The organism is Bacteroidales bacterium (assembly GCA_035353855.1).
In the GTDB taxonomy this organism is placed as follows: Bacteria; Bacteroidota; Bacteroidia; order Bacteroidales; family CG2-30-32-10; genus DAOQAK01.
Window position 1 is genome coordinate 1 of record DAOQAK010000068.1, and the last position, 17,409, is coordinate 17,409.

The 17,409-nt window shown below is 33.8% G+C and carries 15 protein-coding genes; 6 read left to right on the plus strand and 9 right to left on the minus strand.

Annotation, left to right across the window (positions count from 1 at the left end; translation table 11 throughout):
• Together PKK00_13955 and PKK00_13960 are read left to right on the plus strand one after the other, a co-directional pair.
• The coding region (locus PKK00_13955; GenBank protein HNW99506.1) for a transposase at positions 1–221 on the plus strand (221 nt) is incomplete at its 5' end.
• Between the two features lie 191 nt (positions 222–412).
• On the plus strand, positions 413–1,801 hold the full coding sequence (locus tag PKK00_13960; GenBank protein ID HNW99507.1) for an MFS transporter: 1,389 nt from the start codon (positions 413–415) through the stop codon (positions 1,799–1,801).
• Positions 1,802–1,856: 55 nt separating this feature from the next.
• On the opposite strand, the gene PKK00_13965 is transcribed toward PKK00_13960, so the two are convergent.
• On the minus strand, positions 1,857–2,405 hold the full coding sequence (locus PKK00_13965; protein ID HNW99508.1) for a hypothetical protein: 549 nt from the start codon (positions 2,403–2,405) through the stop codon (positions 1,857–1,859).
• Between the two features lie 243 nt (positions 2,406–2,648).
• Between PKK00_13965 and mqnB the strand changes: the two genes are divergently transcribed.
• The 3 genes from mqnB to rfaD all read left to right on the plus strand — a co-directional run bounded on the left by mqnB (position 2,649) and on the right by rfaD (position 5,497).
• On the plus strand, positions 2,649–3,329 hold the full coding sequence (gene mqnB / locus PKK00_13970; protein HNW99509.1) for a futalosine hydrolase: 681 nt from the start codon (positions 2,649–2,651) through the stop codon (positions 3,327–3,329).
• A gap of 1 nt (position 3,330) precedes the next feature.
• A complete protein-coding gene (locus PKK00_13975) occupies positions 3,331–4,206 on the plus strand; it encodes a 1,4-dihydroxy-6-naphthoate synthase (protein ID HNW99510.1) in 876 nt (291 codons plus the stop codon).
• A 325-nt stretch (positions 4,207–4,531) separates the two neighbouring features.
• The gene (rfaD, locus tag PKK00_13980) at positions 4,532–5,497 is read left to right on the plus strand and encodes an ADP-glyceromanno-heptose 6-epimerase (GenBank protein ID HNW99511.1); all 966 of its coding nucleotides are present in this window, start codon (positions 4,532–4,534) and stop codon (positions 5,495–5,497) included.
• 928 nt (positions 5,498–6,425) lie between these two features.
• On the opposite strand, the gene PKK00_13985 is transcribed toward rfaD, so the two are convergent.
• From PKK00_13985 to PKK00_14015, 7 genes are all read right to left on the minus strand, one after another.
• Positions 6,426–6,761, minus strand: a complete 336-nt coding sequence (locus tag PKK00_13985; protein HNW99512.1) for a MerR family transcriptional regulator — start codon at positions 6,759–6,761, stop codon at positions 6,426–6,428.
• An 84-nt stretch (positions 6,762–6,845) separates the two neighbouring features.
• Positions 6,846–8,018: a hypothetical protein gene (locus PKK00_13990; protein HNW99513.1), complete on the minus strand. Its 1,173-nt coding sequence runs from the start codon at positions 8,016–8,018 to the stop codon at positions 6,846–6,848.
• Positions 8,019–8,108: 90 nt separating this feature from the next.
• Positions 8,109–9,287, minus strand: a complete 1,179-nt coding sequence (locus tag PKK00_13995; GenBank protein HNW99514.1) for a hypothetical protein — start codon at positions 9,285–9,287, stop codon at positions 8,109–8,111.
• Positions 9,288–9,299: 12 nt separating this feature from the next.
• Positions 9,300–10,640: an amino acid permease gene (locus PKK00_14000; protein ID HNW99515.1), complete on the minus strand. Its 1,341-nt coding sequence runs from the start codon at positions 10,638–10,640 to the stop codon at positions 9,300–9,302.
• A 126-nt stretch (positions 10,641–10,766) separates the two neighbouring features.
• Positions 10,767–11,492, minus strand: coding sequence for a T9SS type A sorting domain-containing protein (locus PKK00_14005; GenBank protein ID HNW99516.1), 726 nt, complete (start codon positions 11,490–11,492; stop codon positions 10,767–10,769).
• A gap of 135 nt (positions 11,493–11,627) precedes the next feature.
• Entirely contained in the window at positions 11,628–12,617 is a 990-nt protein-coding gene (locus PKK00_14010; protein HNW99517.1) for a hypothetical protein, read from the minus strand.
• Positions 12,618–12,711: 94 nt separating this feature from the next.
• Positions 12,712–13,704, minus strand: coding sequence for a M23 family metallopeptidase (locus tag PKK00_14015; protein HNW99518.1), 993 nt, complete (start codon positions 13,702–13,704; stop codon positions 12,712–12,714).
• 118 nt (positions 13,705–13,822) lie between these two features.
• Here PKK00_14015 and alaS point away from each other — a divergent pair, with 118 nt between their 5' ends.
• Complete coding sequence (gene alaS / locus PKK00_14020) at positions 13,823–16,438, plus strand: alanine--tRNA ligase (GenBank protein ID HNW99519.1); 2,616 nt, start codon at positions 13,823–13,825, stop codon at positions 16,436–16,438.
• Positions 16,439–16,616: 178 nt separating this feature from the next.
• On the opposite strand, the gene PKK00_14025 is transcribed toward alaS, so the two are convergent.
• Positions 16,617–17,339, minus strand: a complete 723-nt coding sequence (locus PKK00_14025; protein HNW99520.1) for a TonB-dependent receptor — start codon at positions 17,337–17,339, stop codon at positions 16,617–16,619.
• Between the last annotated feature and the right edge of the window lie 70 nt (positions 17,340–17,409).

Here is a 17,409-nt window from a genome sequence, read left to right on the forward strand (position 1 = left end):
ATTGGTATGAGGCAGTAGAGGATTGCGACATTGATGAAATGACAAACTTTAAATCTTTAGTAGAAAGTAACGAAGATGTTATAATGGCTTATTTTACTAATGGACAAACAAATGCTATTGCTGAAAACCTAAACGGTAGAATAAAAAAGTTTATAGCTTCTAATCAAGGTGTGAGAAATCGTGACTTTTTCTTCTTTAGAATTAAAAACTTTTTTTCATAGCACCTTAAAAAAAGAAATTGCCTAGGTTTTATTAGATGCTTAACTTTTTAAATAGCTTTTTTGCTGAAAATTAATTATTTATATAATTTGATTTTAATTATAAAGATAGAAATTTACATAAAAAGGTTGTTTCTGAATTAAAATAAAAATTACTTACATTTGCCGCGCTAACAAAAAATAATGAAATTAATATGACCGAAAAAATACAAAAATTACTTAGTGATTCTAAAACTGCAAGGTGGACAGCCTTGCTCGTAGTTTCTTTTACAATGTTTGCAGGATATTATCTCGCAGATGTAATGGCTCCTTTACAAGGTCTTGTTAGAAACCAACTGGGATGGAATGACACAGATTACGGATTTTTTACAAGTGCTTACGGATGGTTTAATGTTTTCCTTTTCTTTTTAATAATTGGAGGGATTATTCTTGATAAAAAAGGTATTCGTTTTACCGGACTTGGCGCTTCAATTATAATGGTTCTTGGGACAGGAATAAAGTATTGGGCTATTTCCACTCATTCGCTTGACGACATGGTGCTTTTTGGATGGAAGGCACAGGTAATGGTTGCCGCTATAGGATATGCCATATTTGGTGTAGGTGTTGAAATTGCTGGGATTACAGCCTCTAAGGTTATTGTAAAATGGTTCAAAGGAAATGAATTAGCATTGGCCATGGGCATGCAACTTTCCGTAGCCAGGCTTGGTACTGCATTAGCGCTTTCATCTTCACGACCCATTGCACTTGCTACCGGAACAGTATCTACTCCAATTCTTATATGTTTAATTATGTTGTGTATTGGTGTTCTCGCATTTTTTATGTACATGACGATGGACAGGAAACTGGATGCTAGTATAATAGCTGTTAAAGGACAAACAGAAAAATTATCCGATCCCGAAGAAGAATTTCAAATTAAGGATATTTTTAATATTATTACCAATAAAGGCTGGTGGTATATTGCAATACTTTGTGTTTTATTCTATTCATCAGTATTCCCTTTCCTAAAATATGCCACAGACATTATGGTTAACAAATTTGGTGTTAACGAATACTGGGCAGGACTTCTTCCAGGACTGCTTCCCTTTGGAACGATCTTCTTCACTCCTTTATTTGGTGGAATTTATGATAAAAAAGGAAAAGGTGCTTCAATTATGATTATTGGAGCGTTTATCATTGTATGTGTACATGCACTATTTTCGATTCCTTTTTTAAATCATTGGATTATTGCGGTTATCCTTATGATATTATTAGGAATAGGATTTTCACTTGTACCTTCAGCTATGTGGCCTTCAGTACCCAAAATTATTCCTGAAAGACAATTAGGAACAGCTTACTCTCTTATTTTCTGGGTTCAAAACTGGGGGTTAATGGGAGTTCCTGCATTAATTGGATGGGTTGTTAATACATATTGCATTACAGGTACAAAATTAGTTGAGGGTGTTTCCGAAAATACATACGATTATACAATACCCATGCTTATTTTTACAGGATTTGGTGTACTATCAATATTATTTGGATTCCTCCTAAAAATGGAAGACAAAAAGAAACAATATGGATTACAGCTTCCGAATATTAAAAAATAAAATATTCTTAATTAATAATATTTATCAAAGGCATCAGCAATGATGCCTTTTTTGTTTATAAAGTAAAGCCTACTGCAACGAAAACCCTTTCTGCGTATGGATTTACCATTATCGAAAAACATACAGGAATTGAAAAATGATCTGTAATTTTAATGTCATGGTAAACTTTTAAACCGGTATTTACAATCCCGTATCCATTTGCGTAAAGTCCTTTAGCTGGCGTAGCGCCAAGAATGATATCAAAGTATTTTAATGGATAAGTTGCTTCAACATAAGTTGAATAATAATTATTTCCTGATGTGTCAACATCATTTCCATAGAAAAATGTGGAAGCGGAAATACTTAAAGGAAATTTTTCTGTACCCGAATATGTAATATTGCCTTCATATGAATGATCTGTATTTTTTTTCGAATATTCAAAATAGGATTCATTGGGAGTATCAGTAAAAACAAAGTAATCAGATACCGTAAATGAAAATAATCCTTTATTGTAAGTAGCATTGATATCAAGCTCGCTGTAATCGCCATTAATACTTTGCGAGCCCCAGCAGCCTAATTTAAAATTTCCTTTGGTAAATATAAGTTGAGGTTGAATGTTAGGCAAATTGCTTATTTGAATTCCTCTCCATACAAAAGACGAAACTATATCTGTAGTAAATTCAAAAGGAGATATTTTTTTATGTAAGCTGTCTTGGGCAAATATTATATTGAAACCCAATAAAATCAATATAAACGTCAGTAGAAAATTTTTAATCATAATTACAGTATTGGCCAAATATTTCAACAAAAATAAAAAGAAATGTGCTATTTCCCATTTTCATTGTAATTTTGAAAAAATGAAAAGTATATGCAAATATTAATTGTTTCGGCAACATACAACGAAGTTAAACCGTTAATCGAAAAGTTTATTTTAGTTGAAAAAAAGAACGATTATTTTTCATCATATACTTTTAATAAAATAAATATTGATGTTCTTGCTACAGGAGTGGGGATTACAAGCACAGCATTTCATCTTGGTAAAATACTTTCTTTAACTAAATATGATTATGTTTTTAATTTCGGGATTGCCGGAGCTTTTAATAAATCAATAAAAATTGGTGATGTTGTAAATGTTGCATCGGATATTATTTCTGAACTTGGCGCTGAAAATGGGAAATCATTTTTAAGATTTGATGAATTAAAAATAGGGGAAAGCACTATGCAAAAAACAGCATATAAAGTTGAGAATAAAAATATAATAAATAATCCTGTGATTTCTGTGTTGCCCGTTGTTAAAGGAATTACAGTAAACACCGTTCATGGAAATTCAGCATCGATTTCTGAAATTGAAAAACTTTTTTCGCCTGATGTAGAAAGTATGGAAGGTGCTGCATTTTTATTTGCATGTAATTTTGAAAACCTTAAATGCGCGCAAATCCGCGCCATTTCTAATCATGTAGAAGTAAGAAATATTCATAACTGGAATATAGAATTAGCTATAAAAAATTTAAACGATACTGCTTTGAAAATCATAAATACAATTTGCTAAAATGAATTTTCTCAAATCTAAAATCGTATCTACCGGCGGTGGACATGAACCTGAAATCAGTATAGGTTTTTCGCCATGTCCGAACGATACTTTTATTTTCGATGCATTGGTTAACGGGAAAATTGATACCGAAGGGCTGCAATTTAATTATGTTTTAAACGATGTTGAGGAGCTTAACCGCAAAGCATTAATTGCTGAACTTGATGTTACAAAAATAAGTTTCTTTGCTTATTCCGAAATTTATAAAAATTATCAACTATTGGATTCGGGCAGTGCGCTTGGTTTTAGCTGTGGCCCATTATTAGTTGCTCGTGAAAAATTTTTGATTGATGATATCAATAAAAAGAAAATTGCAATTCCCGGAATTCACACTACAGCAAACTTTTTGATGACTTTTTCTTTTCCCGATGCAAAGGATAAAACAGAAATTTTATTTTCAGAAATTGAAGATGTCGTGATGAATGGCACATTTGACGCGGGAGTCATTATTCATGAAAATCGTTTTACATATCAGCAAAAAGGTTTACATAAAATTGTTGACCTAGGCGAGTTGTGGGAGCAAAAAACAAAAATGCCTATTCCGCTAGGAGGCATAGCAGTAAAGCGTTCTTTGGATGATGAGTTCAAAAAGAAAATTGAAAAATTAATTCGTAAAAGCGTTGAGTTTGCTTTTCAGAATCCTGCATCATCAAATGATTTTGTTTGTAGAAACGCACAAGCAATGGATGTTGAGGTGATGAAAAAACATATTGAACTTTATGTAAATGAATTTTCGGTAAGTCTTGGGAATAAAGGAAAAGAAGCAATTAAATTTTTATTTAATAAAGCAAAGGAATTGAAAATTATTCTCAAAGAACCGGGAGATATTTTCATTTAATAACTGATGTTACGCAAAATCATTATTTGTATCGAAACAACATTATTTTATTATTATGTCCCGTTAGGGACAACAGCTTGGTAAAGAAAAGAAAGGTACAACTCACTTCTTATTGTACCGTAGGTACTAAACTTTCAAGACTATATAGCTTTCAAGCACGCTCAGTTAATTGGGTTGTGCCTATCTGCCTCGTCGGCAATACGGGCAGCATATACTCTTAAAATCCATATTAATTAAAGTTTTTAAAATTTTATTTTGGGTTTTGCGTAACATCATTTAATAACTAAAAACAAATTAGTATCTTTACTGCAAAATCAAAAATAAAATGATTGTAATTACAGGCGCAGCGGGCTTTATAGGCAGTTGTTTATTAAACAAATTGAACAACAAAGGGCACAGCAATATTGTTATTGTTGATGATTTTTTGAATCCTGTTAAAAATAAAAATATTCTGAATAAAGCTTATATCGGGCAAGTTCATCGTAATGATTTTTTTTCATGGCTTGACGGGAATTATAAAAATGTTTCTTTTGTTTATCATATTGGTGCTCGTACCGATACTACTGAATTCGATCATCATATATTTGATGAACTGAATTTGAATTACAGTAAAAAAATGTGGCTGGCTTGTACAAAGTACCGGCTACCTCTTATTTATGCATCATCAGCTGCTACGTATGGCGCCGGCGAAAATGGTTACAAAGATGACCATGATATTATTTTCAAATTAAAACCATTGAATCCTTACGGAGAATCGAAAAATGATTTTGATAAATGGGTATTAAGTCAAACGGATACTCCGCCATATTGGTCAGGATTGAAATTCTTCAATGTTTTCGGTCCGAATGAATATCATAAAAGCCGCATGGCTTCTGTAATTTTTCATTCCTACAATCAAATTAAATCAACCGGTAAAGTAAAACTGTTCCGTTCGCATAAGCCTGAATTCAGGGACGGAGAACAACTACGCGATTTTATTTATGTAAAAGATATAGTTAATATTCTCTGGATAGGAATGTATTATAAACAAAACAGCGGCATTTATAATTTGGGAACAGGAAAAGCAAGAAGTTTTCTTGATCTTGCACGTGCAGTTTTTAAAGCATTGCATATTCCTGAAGATATTGAATTTATTGATATTCCTGAAGATATTCGCGATAAATATCAATATTACACACAAGCTGATATGTCGAAAATGAGATCGCTTGGATTTGATATTCCTTTCTATTCACTCGAAGATGCAGTTACCGATTATGTGCAGGGTTACCTGATGCATGGATTATATTATTAATTCAGAATTGTTTTTTAAGTTTGAATGGTTAACTGTAGACTGTTTGTTTTGTGTTGCCAATTGAGATTTCCATTTCCAATAAATTTCATTTTATATTTTTCACCACTTAGACACTAAGATCACTTAGATTCACTGAGAAATTTTTAATTCCGAATTCCCTTGTCAACTTATCTTCTTCTTATTGCAAATAGAAAATATTAAATTGAATTTTTTTATTTTCTCTTTTTACTTTTAACTATTGACCAAACAAGCCGCCACACCAATTAACCTATAGTAAATTGGGAAATCCTTATCATCAGACAGAGTTAGAAAGCAAGGCAAAACAACTTACCTGAGTTTGGTACTTTTTCTTTTACCCCTTCCCTTTCACACGAAGCTTACGCCCTTCCCCTACTCGTAGGGGAAGGGTTGGGAATGGGGTAAGAAAATAGAAAATATTAAATGGAATTTTTTTATTTTCTCTTTTTACTTTTAACTATTAACCAAACAAGCCGCCACACCAATTAACCTATAGTAAATTGGGAAATCCTTATCATCAGACAGAGTTAGAAAGCAAGGCAAAACAACTTACCTGAGTTTGGTACTTTTTCTTTTACCCCTTCCCTTTCACACGAAGCTTACGCCCTTCCCCTACTCGTAGGGGAAGGGTTGGGAATGGGGTAAGAAAATAGAAAATATTAAATTGAATTTTTTTATTTTCTCTTTTTATTTTTAACTATTGACCAAACAAGCCGCTAAGCCTATCAATCATTGACCTTATATAGAAAATGTATTATTGCAAATAAAAATATTAAATTGAAAAAAGATTGTTATATGTTTTTGGGTTGAGCAACTGGTTAGGTTGAGTGTTTTTTGTAGGTGGTTTTTATACTATATCCTTTAACCATTGACTTGACGAGTTGCCACACCTATCAACCTTTAACCTTTTTTATAATTCATTTTTTATTTCAAGAAGGAAATCTTTAATGTTTTCAAGGGTTTTAACAATATCGGTATTGCCTGTGATATCGCCTTTATTTTGTTTTAGTTTTTCTTTTGCTCCTTGTAGAGTAAAACCTTGTTCTTTTACAAGACGAAAAATTTCGCGGAAATTTTCAATATCGGTTTGTGTAAATAAACGGTCGCCTTTTTTATTCTTGAAAGGTCGGATAATGTCGAATTCCTTTTCCCAGAAGCGAATCAGCGATGTATTTACATTGAAAATTTTTGCTACTTCGCCAATCGAATAATAAACTTTTTCTATTTCTTTTTCTTTGTATGGCATTATAAAGTTGACAAGTTAACAAGTAGAAAAGATGATAAGTTTATAAAAACTAAAATTCTGAATTTATCATTCTGACTTCTGAATTTATTTTCTCAGAGCCAATAAAATATTTCTTCCTTTTCCGTAACCGTATTTGAAATCGAAGATTTTAGAACCTTTGGTTTTATATGCTGCATCCAAATCTTTCTGATAACAATAGCTGAAAACAGGAATAGGCTTGTCGTATATTCCGTAAAACTGAATATTCCATTTTTTCTGATCGAAGAAATGATATGCAATACCGCTATCGTCCTGTAGTATGGCTTTACTTTTAGTGAGAACAATATTACGGATAAAATCAAAAATTTCATTGTGCATAAGATATGATGCTGATTTAACCAAAGTGGTTACATTGGTATCTAGCTTATTAAGGAATTTGGTACAGGCAATATTTTTAGCAAGAGCATCATCAGCGAAATTAACTGAAAAATAATATAGTTTCTGTGTGGTGCTGTCGTTTCCTTTTTTTGCAAAAGTAATCTCTACGCCTTTACCATAACGATACTGACCTTTCTGAACAGAGAAAGTGTCAGCTACATTAATGTTCCCATCAGTTGTGATGGATGCTGATTTTATATGAATAATTTTCTGATCGGTACGTGCCATGAATAATAAGATGATGGGTAGTACTCCATCTATATCTGCATTATTTAATTGTTTACTCATTTTTAAAGTTACGAAAAAACTATCTTCAAAAATATCCTGTAATGCTTTTTTAACAGAGAAAAGCAGGTTGTTGAGTGAAGTATTATTCAGTTTTGTAACGTCGGGGATGGAGCCTACTTTTTCTAATCCAAATAAAATATATTTTTCGGCATTAGGAAAAAATGTAGTAGCATACATAAAATCAGGGCCACTGAAAGGATAAAATAATGTTTTGGTTTTTTTATTGATTTCAGCCAGTTGCGAACCAGACCATGTATTTACTTTTTTTAAGCTGCGCTCGTTAACCGCGTTCCATGCAGAATCAAAGCTTGCCGAATAACTTTTCCATTCACTCTTTTTTACAATATTGGAGAATTCATTTATAGAAGTATCGGGTAACATACCTGACAATAGTTGTGCAATATTATCATAATAACTGGTACATGTTAAATTTTGTCTTTTAACTGAAGTGATCTGAAGGTTATCGGATTTAGCTTCCTGCGAACAAGCCGAAAAATCAACTAAAACAACTAAGGCAAAAAATGCCTGAACAAACCATTTAATTATTTTCATAAAACATTATTAATAAAAAAACCGGACTGAATTGTCCGGCGAATATATAAAGTTTTATTTGAAAATTGCAATATAAAATTGCTATGAAATTTATTTTTTTCTTGCTATAAGCAAAGCACTGGTTTTACCATAACCGTAATGAAAGTCGATAGGTTTGATTTTTAAACTATCATTGATATATGCTTCTTTCAGGTCTTTCTCATAGCATTTTGAAAAAAGTTTTATAGGTCCGTTATATTTACCATATAACTTTACATTCCAGTTTTTACGGTCGATGTAGCGGAAAGCAATACCTGAATCATCCTGGAAAAATGCTTTGCTTTTTTTCAACACAATATTCCTGATGTACGAAAAATAACTTTTATGCATAAGGTAAGAAGCTGATTTCACCATGGTGATCACATTTTCATCAAGGTTATCAAAGAATTTGGTTGCCTTTGTGTTGTTTTTAATTTCAGCATCAGAAACATCAGCTGAGAAGTAATATAGTTTTTGAACTACGCTGTCGCCTTTTTCAACAAAACTGATTTCGACACCTTTATTAAAACTTTCTTTTCCTTTAAGATTGGTAAATTTATCAATGTATGTTATTTTACCATCATCTCTGATTTCCCAGGGTTTAATGTCAATAATTTCATGACCGGTGCGTGCTATAAAAAGCATAAGAACAGGAGTAATGCCCGGAACCTGGCTTGTGGTAAGCTCTTTACTCATGTCGATGGTTTTGAAAAAACTTAAACTTACAGCATCCTGTATTGAAGTATTCAGTGAAGAGAAAAAAGGTGTAAGCGTTTCATTGGTCATGCTTTTCATATCAGGTACGCTTCCTACAGGTTCAAGCCCGAACAATATATATTTTTCAGCTTTTGGGAAGAACGTGTGAACATGAAGAAAATCAGGACCGCTGAAAGGATAGAATAAAGTTTTTAAATCTTTATTCAAATCAACAAGTTCTTTTTCCGACCATCCTTTCATTTTAGAAATTCGACCTTTTTCAAGTTTTCCCCAACTTGAATCGGTTTGTGCTGAATAGTTTTTAAAACTTTCGGTTTTTGAAAGTTTATACAATTCGCTTTTGTCATCAACTGCCATGCCTGCAACAAACATAGCTATATCAGTGAATTTTTTATTTATTACGACTTTTTCTTTTTTGGCTACTTTTATGGTATCCTTTTTTTCTGTTGTTTTTTTATTCTCCGAATTTCCGCATGATAAAATAAAAGATGCAACACATGAAATTACGATTACTGAAATTGATTTCTTTAACATATAAAAAATGAATTAAACAGTTTCTGTTTTATTTGTTTTTGAAAAATATTTGCTGATAAAATAAAAAATTAAACCTGCCGAAATAGTTATCAATCCTGCTAAAGCAACTTCGGGTTTACCACTTACTGTAAAGTAAAGAATCCAAAAATTCAAACCAATAAAAATTATTGGAGTAACCGGATAGCCCCAGGTTTTAAATGGGCGCGGTAAATCGGGTTGTTTAGCCCGCAACACAAAAACTCCAATAACAGTAAGGGTTGTAAATAATGTAAGCGTGAAACCAAGGTAAGTTAAAACAAAATCAAAGGTTGATGTAAAAATAAAAACCAGTGCAATTATGGATTGTGTGATGATAGCAATTACTGGAATATTTTTTTTATTTTTTCTTGCGAAGAATTTTAATGAAGAAATATCTTCACCAATAACCATAGTAACACGTGGTCCGGCAAATACCATTGATGAAATTGTTGAAATAAGCAGAATAGAGATTATCATCGACATGATGTTTCCACCGGTAATGCCAAAAATATTTGTAGCCGATAACGAACCTATTTCAATAACCGGATTTCCTTGTGCATCCTGCATTCCAGAAATGGGTACTGTATAAAGGAAAATAAAATTCAGTAGAACATAAAGCAGCATTACTACTATAGTTCCTGTAATTATTGAACGTGGAAGATTTCGTTGTGGTTTGTCGATTTCACTAGCAATATAAGCCGATGCATTCCATCCTGAATAGGCATATGAAACATAAATAAGTGAAATAGCAAAAGGCATGCTTATGATTTCGCTGAATGAATTAGCGGCAGGAGCAATACTTATATTTTCATGTGAACCCAAAACAAAACCGCAGGCAATAAAAACAAAAATCAAAAGTACTTTAAGCGAAGTAACAACATTTTGAAAGCGGCTTCCTACCATAAGGTTTGTTGAATGAACAATGGTAATTAAAACAACAACTATAGCACCAACCCAAACTTTATCGCATTCAGGAAATACTGTGCAAAAATATCCGCCCAATGCCATTGCTGCAAGTGCTATAGGCGCAGCGAACCCTACAAATACAGAAACAAACCCGGATAGAAATCCCAAAACGGGATGATAAATTTTTGAAAGATAAGTGTACTCACCACCTGAACGGGGGATAGCTGAACCTAGCTCGCTATAGCTGAATGCTCCACATAATGCCATGATTCCCCCAATAACCCAAAGCATCAGAAGGGAGAAAATCGATTTCACTCCAAGCACCTGGAATCCAAGACTGGTGAACACTCCGGTACCAACCATGTTAGCAATAACAATGGCTGTGGCCGTTACAACACCAATTTTTAATATTGAAGAATTCGATTTCATTTTGATGCTTTTAAAGCGGTGCAAAGTAACAAAAAAAAATGCAAGGCAGCAGTCTTAATTTTTATTAAAATAAAAAACGGATTCAGTTTTTCTGAATCCGTTTGGATATTGTTTAAAGAAAATAAATTATTGAATTATTACTTTCTTCGTAAATACGGTATTTTCATTAGTGTATTTTACCATATAAACACCTTTATCAAATCCTCTTACATCAAAGAGTTGTGTTGCATCGTTAACCTTTGATGAGTAAACAATTTTTCCTGTAAGGTCTATCATTTCTACATGACCATTGCCATTAGAATTCAGAATAAAATATTCTGTTGAAGGATTAGGATAAATGCTGATATGTTTTCCTTCAATTTCTTCAATTCCTAAAATGCTTGCCATATCTACTTTTGCAGCTTGTGCAACTTCTTTAGATGCATCATGCTGAACAAAGACAACAAATTCACAATTATCTTTTACATAACCTGCAGTAGAAAAATGAATAGTAACAGTTTGATTATTTTGTGATGAAAAATCGAGTGTTGTTCCGTTTGCATCGGGGTACATATCTCTACATGCATAATCAACTGTAGTTTGATTTCCCCAGGTTTCAGGTATATTCGATTCGGTAAGAGCAGTACGTAATTTCCAACCACTTGCAAACGCTTTAAAAACTTCTTCTACAGTAATGGTTGCTGTAAAATAATCTGTTGAATCTTGCACAACATCAACCCCTAAATTATAGAAGGCCTTTGCTGCTATACGTTCATTATATGAAGGAAGATAATTAGAATACATACTTGCTGTTGCACTTCCGCCGGGGATTTCTATAGTCCCATCAACAACCATATCAGGGAAGCTAGCTATATTATAATAGCTTAGTCTTGCATCAGAAACGGTATTTTCGTATGTATCACCAGAGTGATATTCAATAGCAGCAACATTTTTATTGTTAGTAACTATAAGATCGTGAAGCCCTTTTGCAGCTCCTGGACAGGAAGGTCACCACGTGCCGGTACCACCTTCCATCAAAACTAGATCTCGGGTAACACCTCCTGGTACTTTTGCTGAATCAACATTTGAAGAATGTGAATAACCTTGTCCGGTAAAAAATGCTCTTGCTGCATAACCGTAATTATTAGGCCAAGGACCAACATCAGTATAGCTATTAGAAGCTCCTGAATAAATAACATTTCCATTCCTGCTTAATTTATATAAATCAGGAGCTGTGGTTGGTGCAGTCCATGTTACATCAATATTCCCTGTAGTGCTTGAATATGTAGCAACTAAATTTGATGGGGCTACTGGTGCGGTTAGTTCGTCAATGCTTATGTCATCAATAAAATATCCTGAAGTGCTTGTCGTAGTGGTAGGAGTGCTTAAAGAATCTATTCCAAAAAAATCAATAGCATCCAACTTTAAAGAATTATCACTCCCTTGAGCGCCTTTGCTCCATTGATAACTTATTTTTTCAATATCATTTATAAAGAAGGTGGCAAAATCATCATCAAGGTCAACAATCAGGTCCATTTTATTCCATGTATTTAAAGTAAAAATAGAAATAGTTGCTGAAGCACCTCCTGCATCTACATAAATATTACCATCGTAAGCATAAATTTGGAAAGCCCATTTACTATTAGAACCATTAAAATCACTTAAAATGTTATAATAGCCTATATGTCCTGTTGCTACGTACATATAAAATTCTACTTTGTAACGACCGGTTGTTTTGTCATTAAGATTCATAACAAAATCGTTGTTAAGAGCAATTTCCACTGAGTTTGATGCACTATGTGATTGTGTTGATGAAATTATTCCATCTTCAGAACCACCGGGTGCATTCGACCATGTAGTCCATGGTGTGCCTAATTGTGAAGCAGCATAGCCGCCAACAGTAAGGGCATCAAAGTTGTTTGAATATAAGTTAGTCTGGGCTTTTCCCGCACAAACAAATATTAACATCATCGATAGCCATAAGTAAATTTTCTTCATAGCTTGATTTTTAATTTTTTTACGAATCAAAGATATATAAAAAATTAGATATGTAATTAAAAAATATTACAATAAAATTTCAGCTAAATCGATTCTACGATAGTGCCTGAGTAATCTTAGAAGACAATTCAATTACTTTTTGATACTCTTCAGGAGTGAGGTCGTTATAGAAATAATTTACCGGGTTCATACGTTTGCCGCCTTTCCATACTTCGTAATGAAGATGCGGCGCTGTTGACATACCAGTGCTGCCTACGTATCCGATTAATTGGCCGCGTTTAACTTTTTGTCCTTCAGTAACTAATTTCCTGCTCATGTGACCGTATAATGTTTGATAGCCAAATCCATGATTGATAACGGCACAAATCCCATAACCCGAAAGTGAACTTGTTGGTGTTTGAACTACACCATCACCTGTAGCATAAATAGGAGTACCGCGGGGAACAAGTATATCAATGCCCGGGTGGAACTGTATGGTTTTATAAATAGGATGAAGCCTGTAACCAAATCCCGAACAAACCTTTGTGGCGCCGTTCTTGATGGGCATTATTGCAGGAATGCACGACATCATTTCGGTTTTATTTTTTGTAAGTTCAAGAACCTCATCAAATGATTTTGACTGAACATATAGCCTGCGCGAAAGCAAGTCAAGTTTTTTGGTAAGCGAAATAAGCATTTTGGAATTGCTGTAGCCTTCAAGTTTTGCATATCGGTCGGCTCCGCCATATGCTGCCTGCCTAATTGTGTTAGGTACCGGTTCGGCTTCAAAAATTACCCGGTAGATATTGTCGTCCCGGTCTTCAATATCAGTAAGTACAGCATTAACTTTATCCATGCGTTCGCTGAGCATTTCATATTGCAGTTTGTATTGTTCAATTTCGCGCTGCAGCATTTTTTCTTTTGGCGAACTGAAAAGATTATAAGCTATAAGCATTACCACTACTGAAAAAACCAACCCTACAGCAGCGGAATAAAGATATTTCCTTACCTTTTGCTTTACCGAAACCCTTACCCTTTCAAAAGTGAGCGATTTGGTATTGAAGTGATATTGATGTTTTTTCTTTTTATTAAGAAATGGCAATTTCATTACACAAATAATATGAAAAGAGTTTAAAAATTTAACCGCCTCAATGCAAAACTAACAAAATAATATAAATTTGCAAATCGCATGGCTCTTAAAAAATGTTAACGTAAAATTGATGAATATGAACTCAGCCTTGGTTAGAAAGACTTTTACCGATTTCTTTGCCTCTAAAAATCACACAATTGTGCCTTCGGCACCTATGGTTATCAAGAACGACCCTACTTTGATGTTTACCAATGCCGGAATGAACCAGTTCAAGGATATTTTCCTGGGAAATTCTCCGGCTAAATATCCGAGAGTTGCCAATTCGCAAAAATGCTTGCGTGTAAGCGGGAAACATAACGATTTGGAAGAAGTAGGTCACGATACGTATCATCATACCATGTTTGAAATGCTTGGCAACTGGTCGTTTGGCGATTATTTTAAAAAAGAAGCTATAGCATGGGCGTGGGAACTTTTAACCGAAGTTTATAAAATTGATAAAGATAAATTATATGTTACCGTTTTCGGAGGCGATGTGTCTGACGGGCTTTCTGAAGATATTGAAGCATTGAATTATTGGAAAAAAATTGTTTCGGAAGATAGAATTTTATTTGGCTCGAAAAAGGATAATTTCTGGGAAATGGGCGATACCGGCCCTTGTGGACCATGTTCCGAAATTCATGTTGATATCCGCAGTGATGCTGAAAGAAAAAAAATAGATGGGAAAACCCTTGTCAATAAAGGCGACCCGCATGTTATCGAGATTTGGAATTTGGTTTTTATTGAATTCAATCGTATGTCGGATGGCAAACTTGTTTCGCTGCCTGCAAAACATGTTGATACAGGAATGGGATTCGAAAGGCTTTGCATGGTATTACAAAAGACAAAATCAAATTACGATACCGATGTTTTTCAACCCATCATTTCTGAAATAGCAAAATTATCGAACAAAAAATATGGTGATGATTTAAAATCGGATATTGCCATGCGCGTTATTGCTGACCATTTGCGTGCTATTTCCTTTGCTATTGCTGATGGGCAATTGCCTTCAAATAATAAAGCAGGATACGTGATCCGCCGTATTTTGCGAAGAGCAGTTCGTTATGGTTATACTTTTCTGGGATTTAAAGAACCCTTTATTCATGAGCTTTTGCAGGTTCTTGTAAAACAAATGGGCGAATTTTTCCCTGAAATAAAATCGCAGCAGGAGCTGATCCGTAAAGTGATTGCCGAAGAAGAACTGGCATTTTTAAGAACACTTTCAACCGGTATTCAACGATTCGAAAATTATGTAGAATCGAATAAAGGGAAGAAAATAATTGATGGCGTATTTGCTTTTGAATTGTTCGACACATTTGGTTTTCCTATTGACCTTACACAACTTATGGCGAAGGAACACTGCATGGATGTTGACATGGCGGGCTTCAACAAAAATATGGAAGAACAAAAAAACCGTTCACGTAATGCAGCAGCAATTGATACAGAAGACTGGGTTGAATTAAAACCGGTTACCGATACTGAGTTCGTAGGCTACGACTCACTTACAACCGATGCGGAAATTTTAAAATACCGGAAAGTAAAAACAAAGGACAAAGAATTTTTTCAGATCGTTCTTAACAAAACTTCGTTTTATGCCGAATCTGGCGGACAAGCCGGCGACCGCGGATACATTGAGGCTGATGGAGAAAAAATTTCGGTTGACGATACAAAAAAAGAAAATAATTTAATCATTCATATTACTAAAAAACTTCCCAAAAACATTAATGCAACATTCAAAGCAGTTGTTGATAAAAAGAAACGTGAGCTTACTGAAAATAATCATTCGGCTACACATCTTCTGCATTCAGCATTGCGAAAGGTTTTGGGAACTCACGTGGAACAAAAAGGTTCGCTGGTGAATGATGAAAGATTGCGTTTCGATTTTGCACATTTTTCAAAATTGACCAATGAAGAAATTATAAAAGTTGAAGCTTTGGTGAATGAAAAAATCCGCGAAAATATTGTTTTGGAAGAAATGCGAAACATCCCTATAGCCGAGGCTCAGAAGCTTGGCGCTACAGCATTGTTCGGCGAAAAATATGGCGACTATGTTCGCGTGATTGCTTTTGATAAAAATTATTCGATTGAACTTTGTGGAGGTACCCATGTTCACGCAACCGGGCAAATCGGATATTTCAAAATTATTTCAGAATCGGCTATAGCTGCCGGTATTCGCAGGATTGAAGCCATTACTGCAATTAAAGCGGAAGAATATATTAACAGTCAGCTTGAACTCATTTCACAATTACATGAAACGCTGAAAAACCCTAAGGATATTGTAAAGAGCGTGTCGCAAATAATTGAACAAAATGCTTTGCTGCAAAAACAAATTGAAGAATTTCTGAAAGAAAAAGCGCTTGGATTAAAAGATGATCTGAGCAAAAAAATTGAAAAAATAGGCGATATATATTTCCTTGCAGAACAGGTTGTGCTTGATGCTGCCGGAGCGAAAGACCTTGCATATGCATTAAAGAACGAAGTGGAAAATCTTTTTCTTGTTCTGGCATATATCAGCGAAGGCAAACCCGGACTTGCCGTAATGATTTCGGAAAACCTGGTGGAAACAAAAAAATTAAATGCCTCAAATATTGTTCGTGAGCTTGCAAAAGAAATCAATGGTGGCGGTGGCGGTCAGCCATTCTTTGCAACAGCCGGCGGCAAGAATGCTGAAGGAATTGATAAAGCATTAGCGAAAGCGAAAACATTTTTGAAATAATATTTTCTCGGTGGTCCTCTGTGAATAACCTCTGAGAGTCTCTGTGTTATAAAAATTATACGAAGGATCACGAAGAAATATATTTTATTCTTTTTTCCGGTTTGATTTTACCAGGCATTTTCCATTATCCCATTTTCCTTTCAAGCTATCAGTAGGAATAGAATTATTTTTTTCGGATTTAATTAACTTTCAAATCTTTTGTTTCTCTATCGCCTTGACCTATGGTATATTGAATTGAAAAAGTATATAATCGTTTATATTTGGAATCACACATTTCAGTATTACTTGAAACTCCAAATGAGTTGGAATACGATATATGTTTTGCTAAATCATCGAACAAATTATTTGCACCTAATGTAATTCGTAACTTATCTTTTAAGAACTTTCGGCTAATATTAATTGAAGAATTAATGTATGCTTTGTTGTAACCGTCAAATGTTAATTCCTTAGAAAAATAATTTACATAGAACATTGCATAAAATTTCTTTATTTTATATTCCATGTTATATTTCATATTGTAACCAAATTCTTTTTTAGTAAGATTATCTGTTGTTAAGTCATATAATGCAGCTGTTTTTGTAATATCTCTTGTGTCATAAAAAGTATGGAATATACTTGATGAAACAGAGAAATTAAAATTACCGTTGAGCTTTAGCCATAACGACATGTCAATGCCTGTATTGCTTTCCTTTGCTGCATTCTCGGGTTTTACTAAATTTATTAATGATGTTTGAGGAATAACAAGTTTTACAACTTCGTTGTTGGTATAATTAAAAAAACATTCAAACGAAGCATTGCATATATCCTTACTATAAGTATATCCTAAATAAGCAGAGTAAAAATCTACTGTTTTTAATTTTGAATTTCCGGTGTGCCAATTATAAAAATCTGTTTTATCAATATAATCCGTTAAATCGGCTCACATAAAATAAATGGGGAGAAGTATTATTTTTGGCAGCAAAAATTATCCA

Coding starts and splice junctions, on each gene's coding strand:
- PKK00_13985 (HNW99512.1), bottom strand. CDS start 6,761: ATGCCATACAAAGAAAAAGAAATAGAAAAAGTTTATTATTCGATTGGC.
- mqnB (HNW99509.1), top strand. CDS start 2,649: ATGCAAATATTAATTGTTTCGGCAACATACAACGAAGTTAAACCGTTA.
- PKK00_13960 (HNW99507.1), top strand. CDS start 413: ATGACCGAAAAAATACAAAAATTACTTAGTGATTCTAAAACTGCAAGG.
- PKK00_13990 (HNW99513.1), bottom strand. CDS start 8,018: ATGAAAATAATTAAATGGTTTGTTCAGGCATTTTTTGCCTTAGTTGTT.
- PKK00_13995 (HNW99514.1), bottom strand. CDS start 9,287: ATGTTAAAGAAATCAATTTCAGTAATCGTAATTTCATGTGTTGCATCT.
- PKK00_14000 (HNW99515.1), bottom strand. CDS start 10,640: ATGAAATCGAATTCTTCAATATTAAAAATTGGTGTTGTAACGGCCACA.
- PKK00_14015 (HNW99518.1), bottom strand. CDS start 13,704: ATGAAATTGCCATTTCTTAATAAAAAGAAAAAACATCAATATCACTTC.
- PKK00_13975 (HNW99510.1), top strand. CDS start 3,331: ATGAATTTTCTCAAATCTAAAATCGTATCTACCGGCGGTGGACATGAA.
- PKK00_14010 (HNW99517.1), bottom strand. CDS start 12,617: ATGAAGAAAATTTACTTATGGCTATCGATGATGTTAATATTTGTTTGT.
- alaS (HNW99519.1), top strand. CDS start 13,823: ATGAACTCAGCCTTGGTTAGAAAGACTTTTACCGATTTCTTTGCCTCT.
- rfaD (HNW99511.1), top strand. CDS start 4,532: ATGATTGTAATTACAGGCGCAGCGGGCTTTATAGGCAGTTGTTTATTA.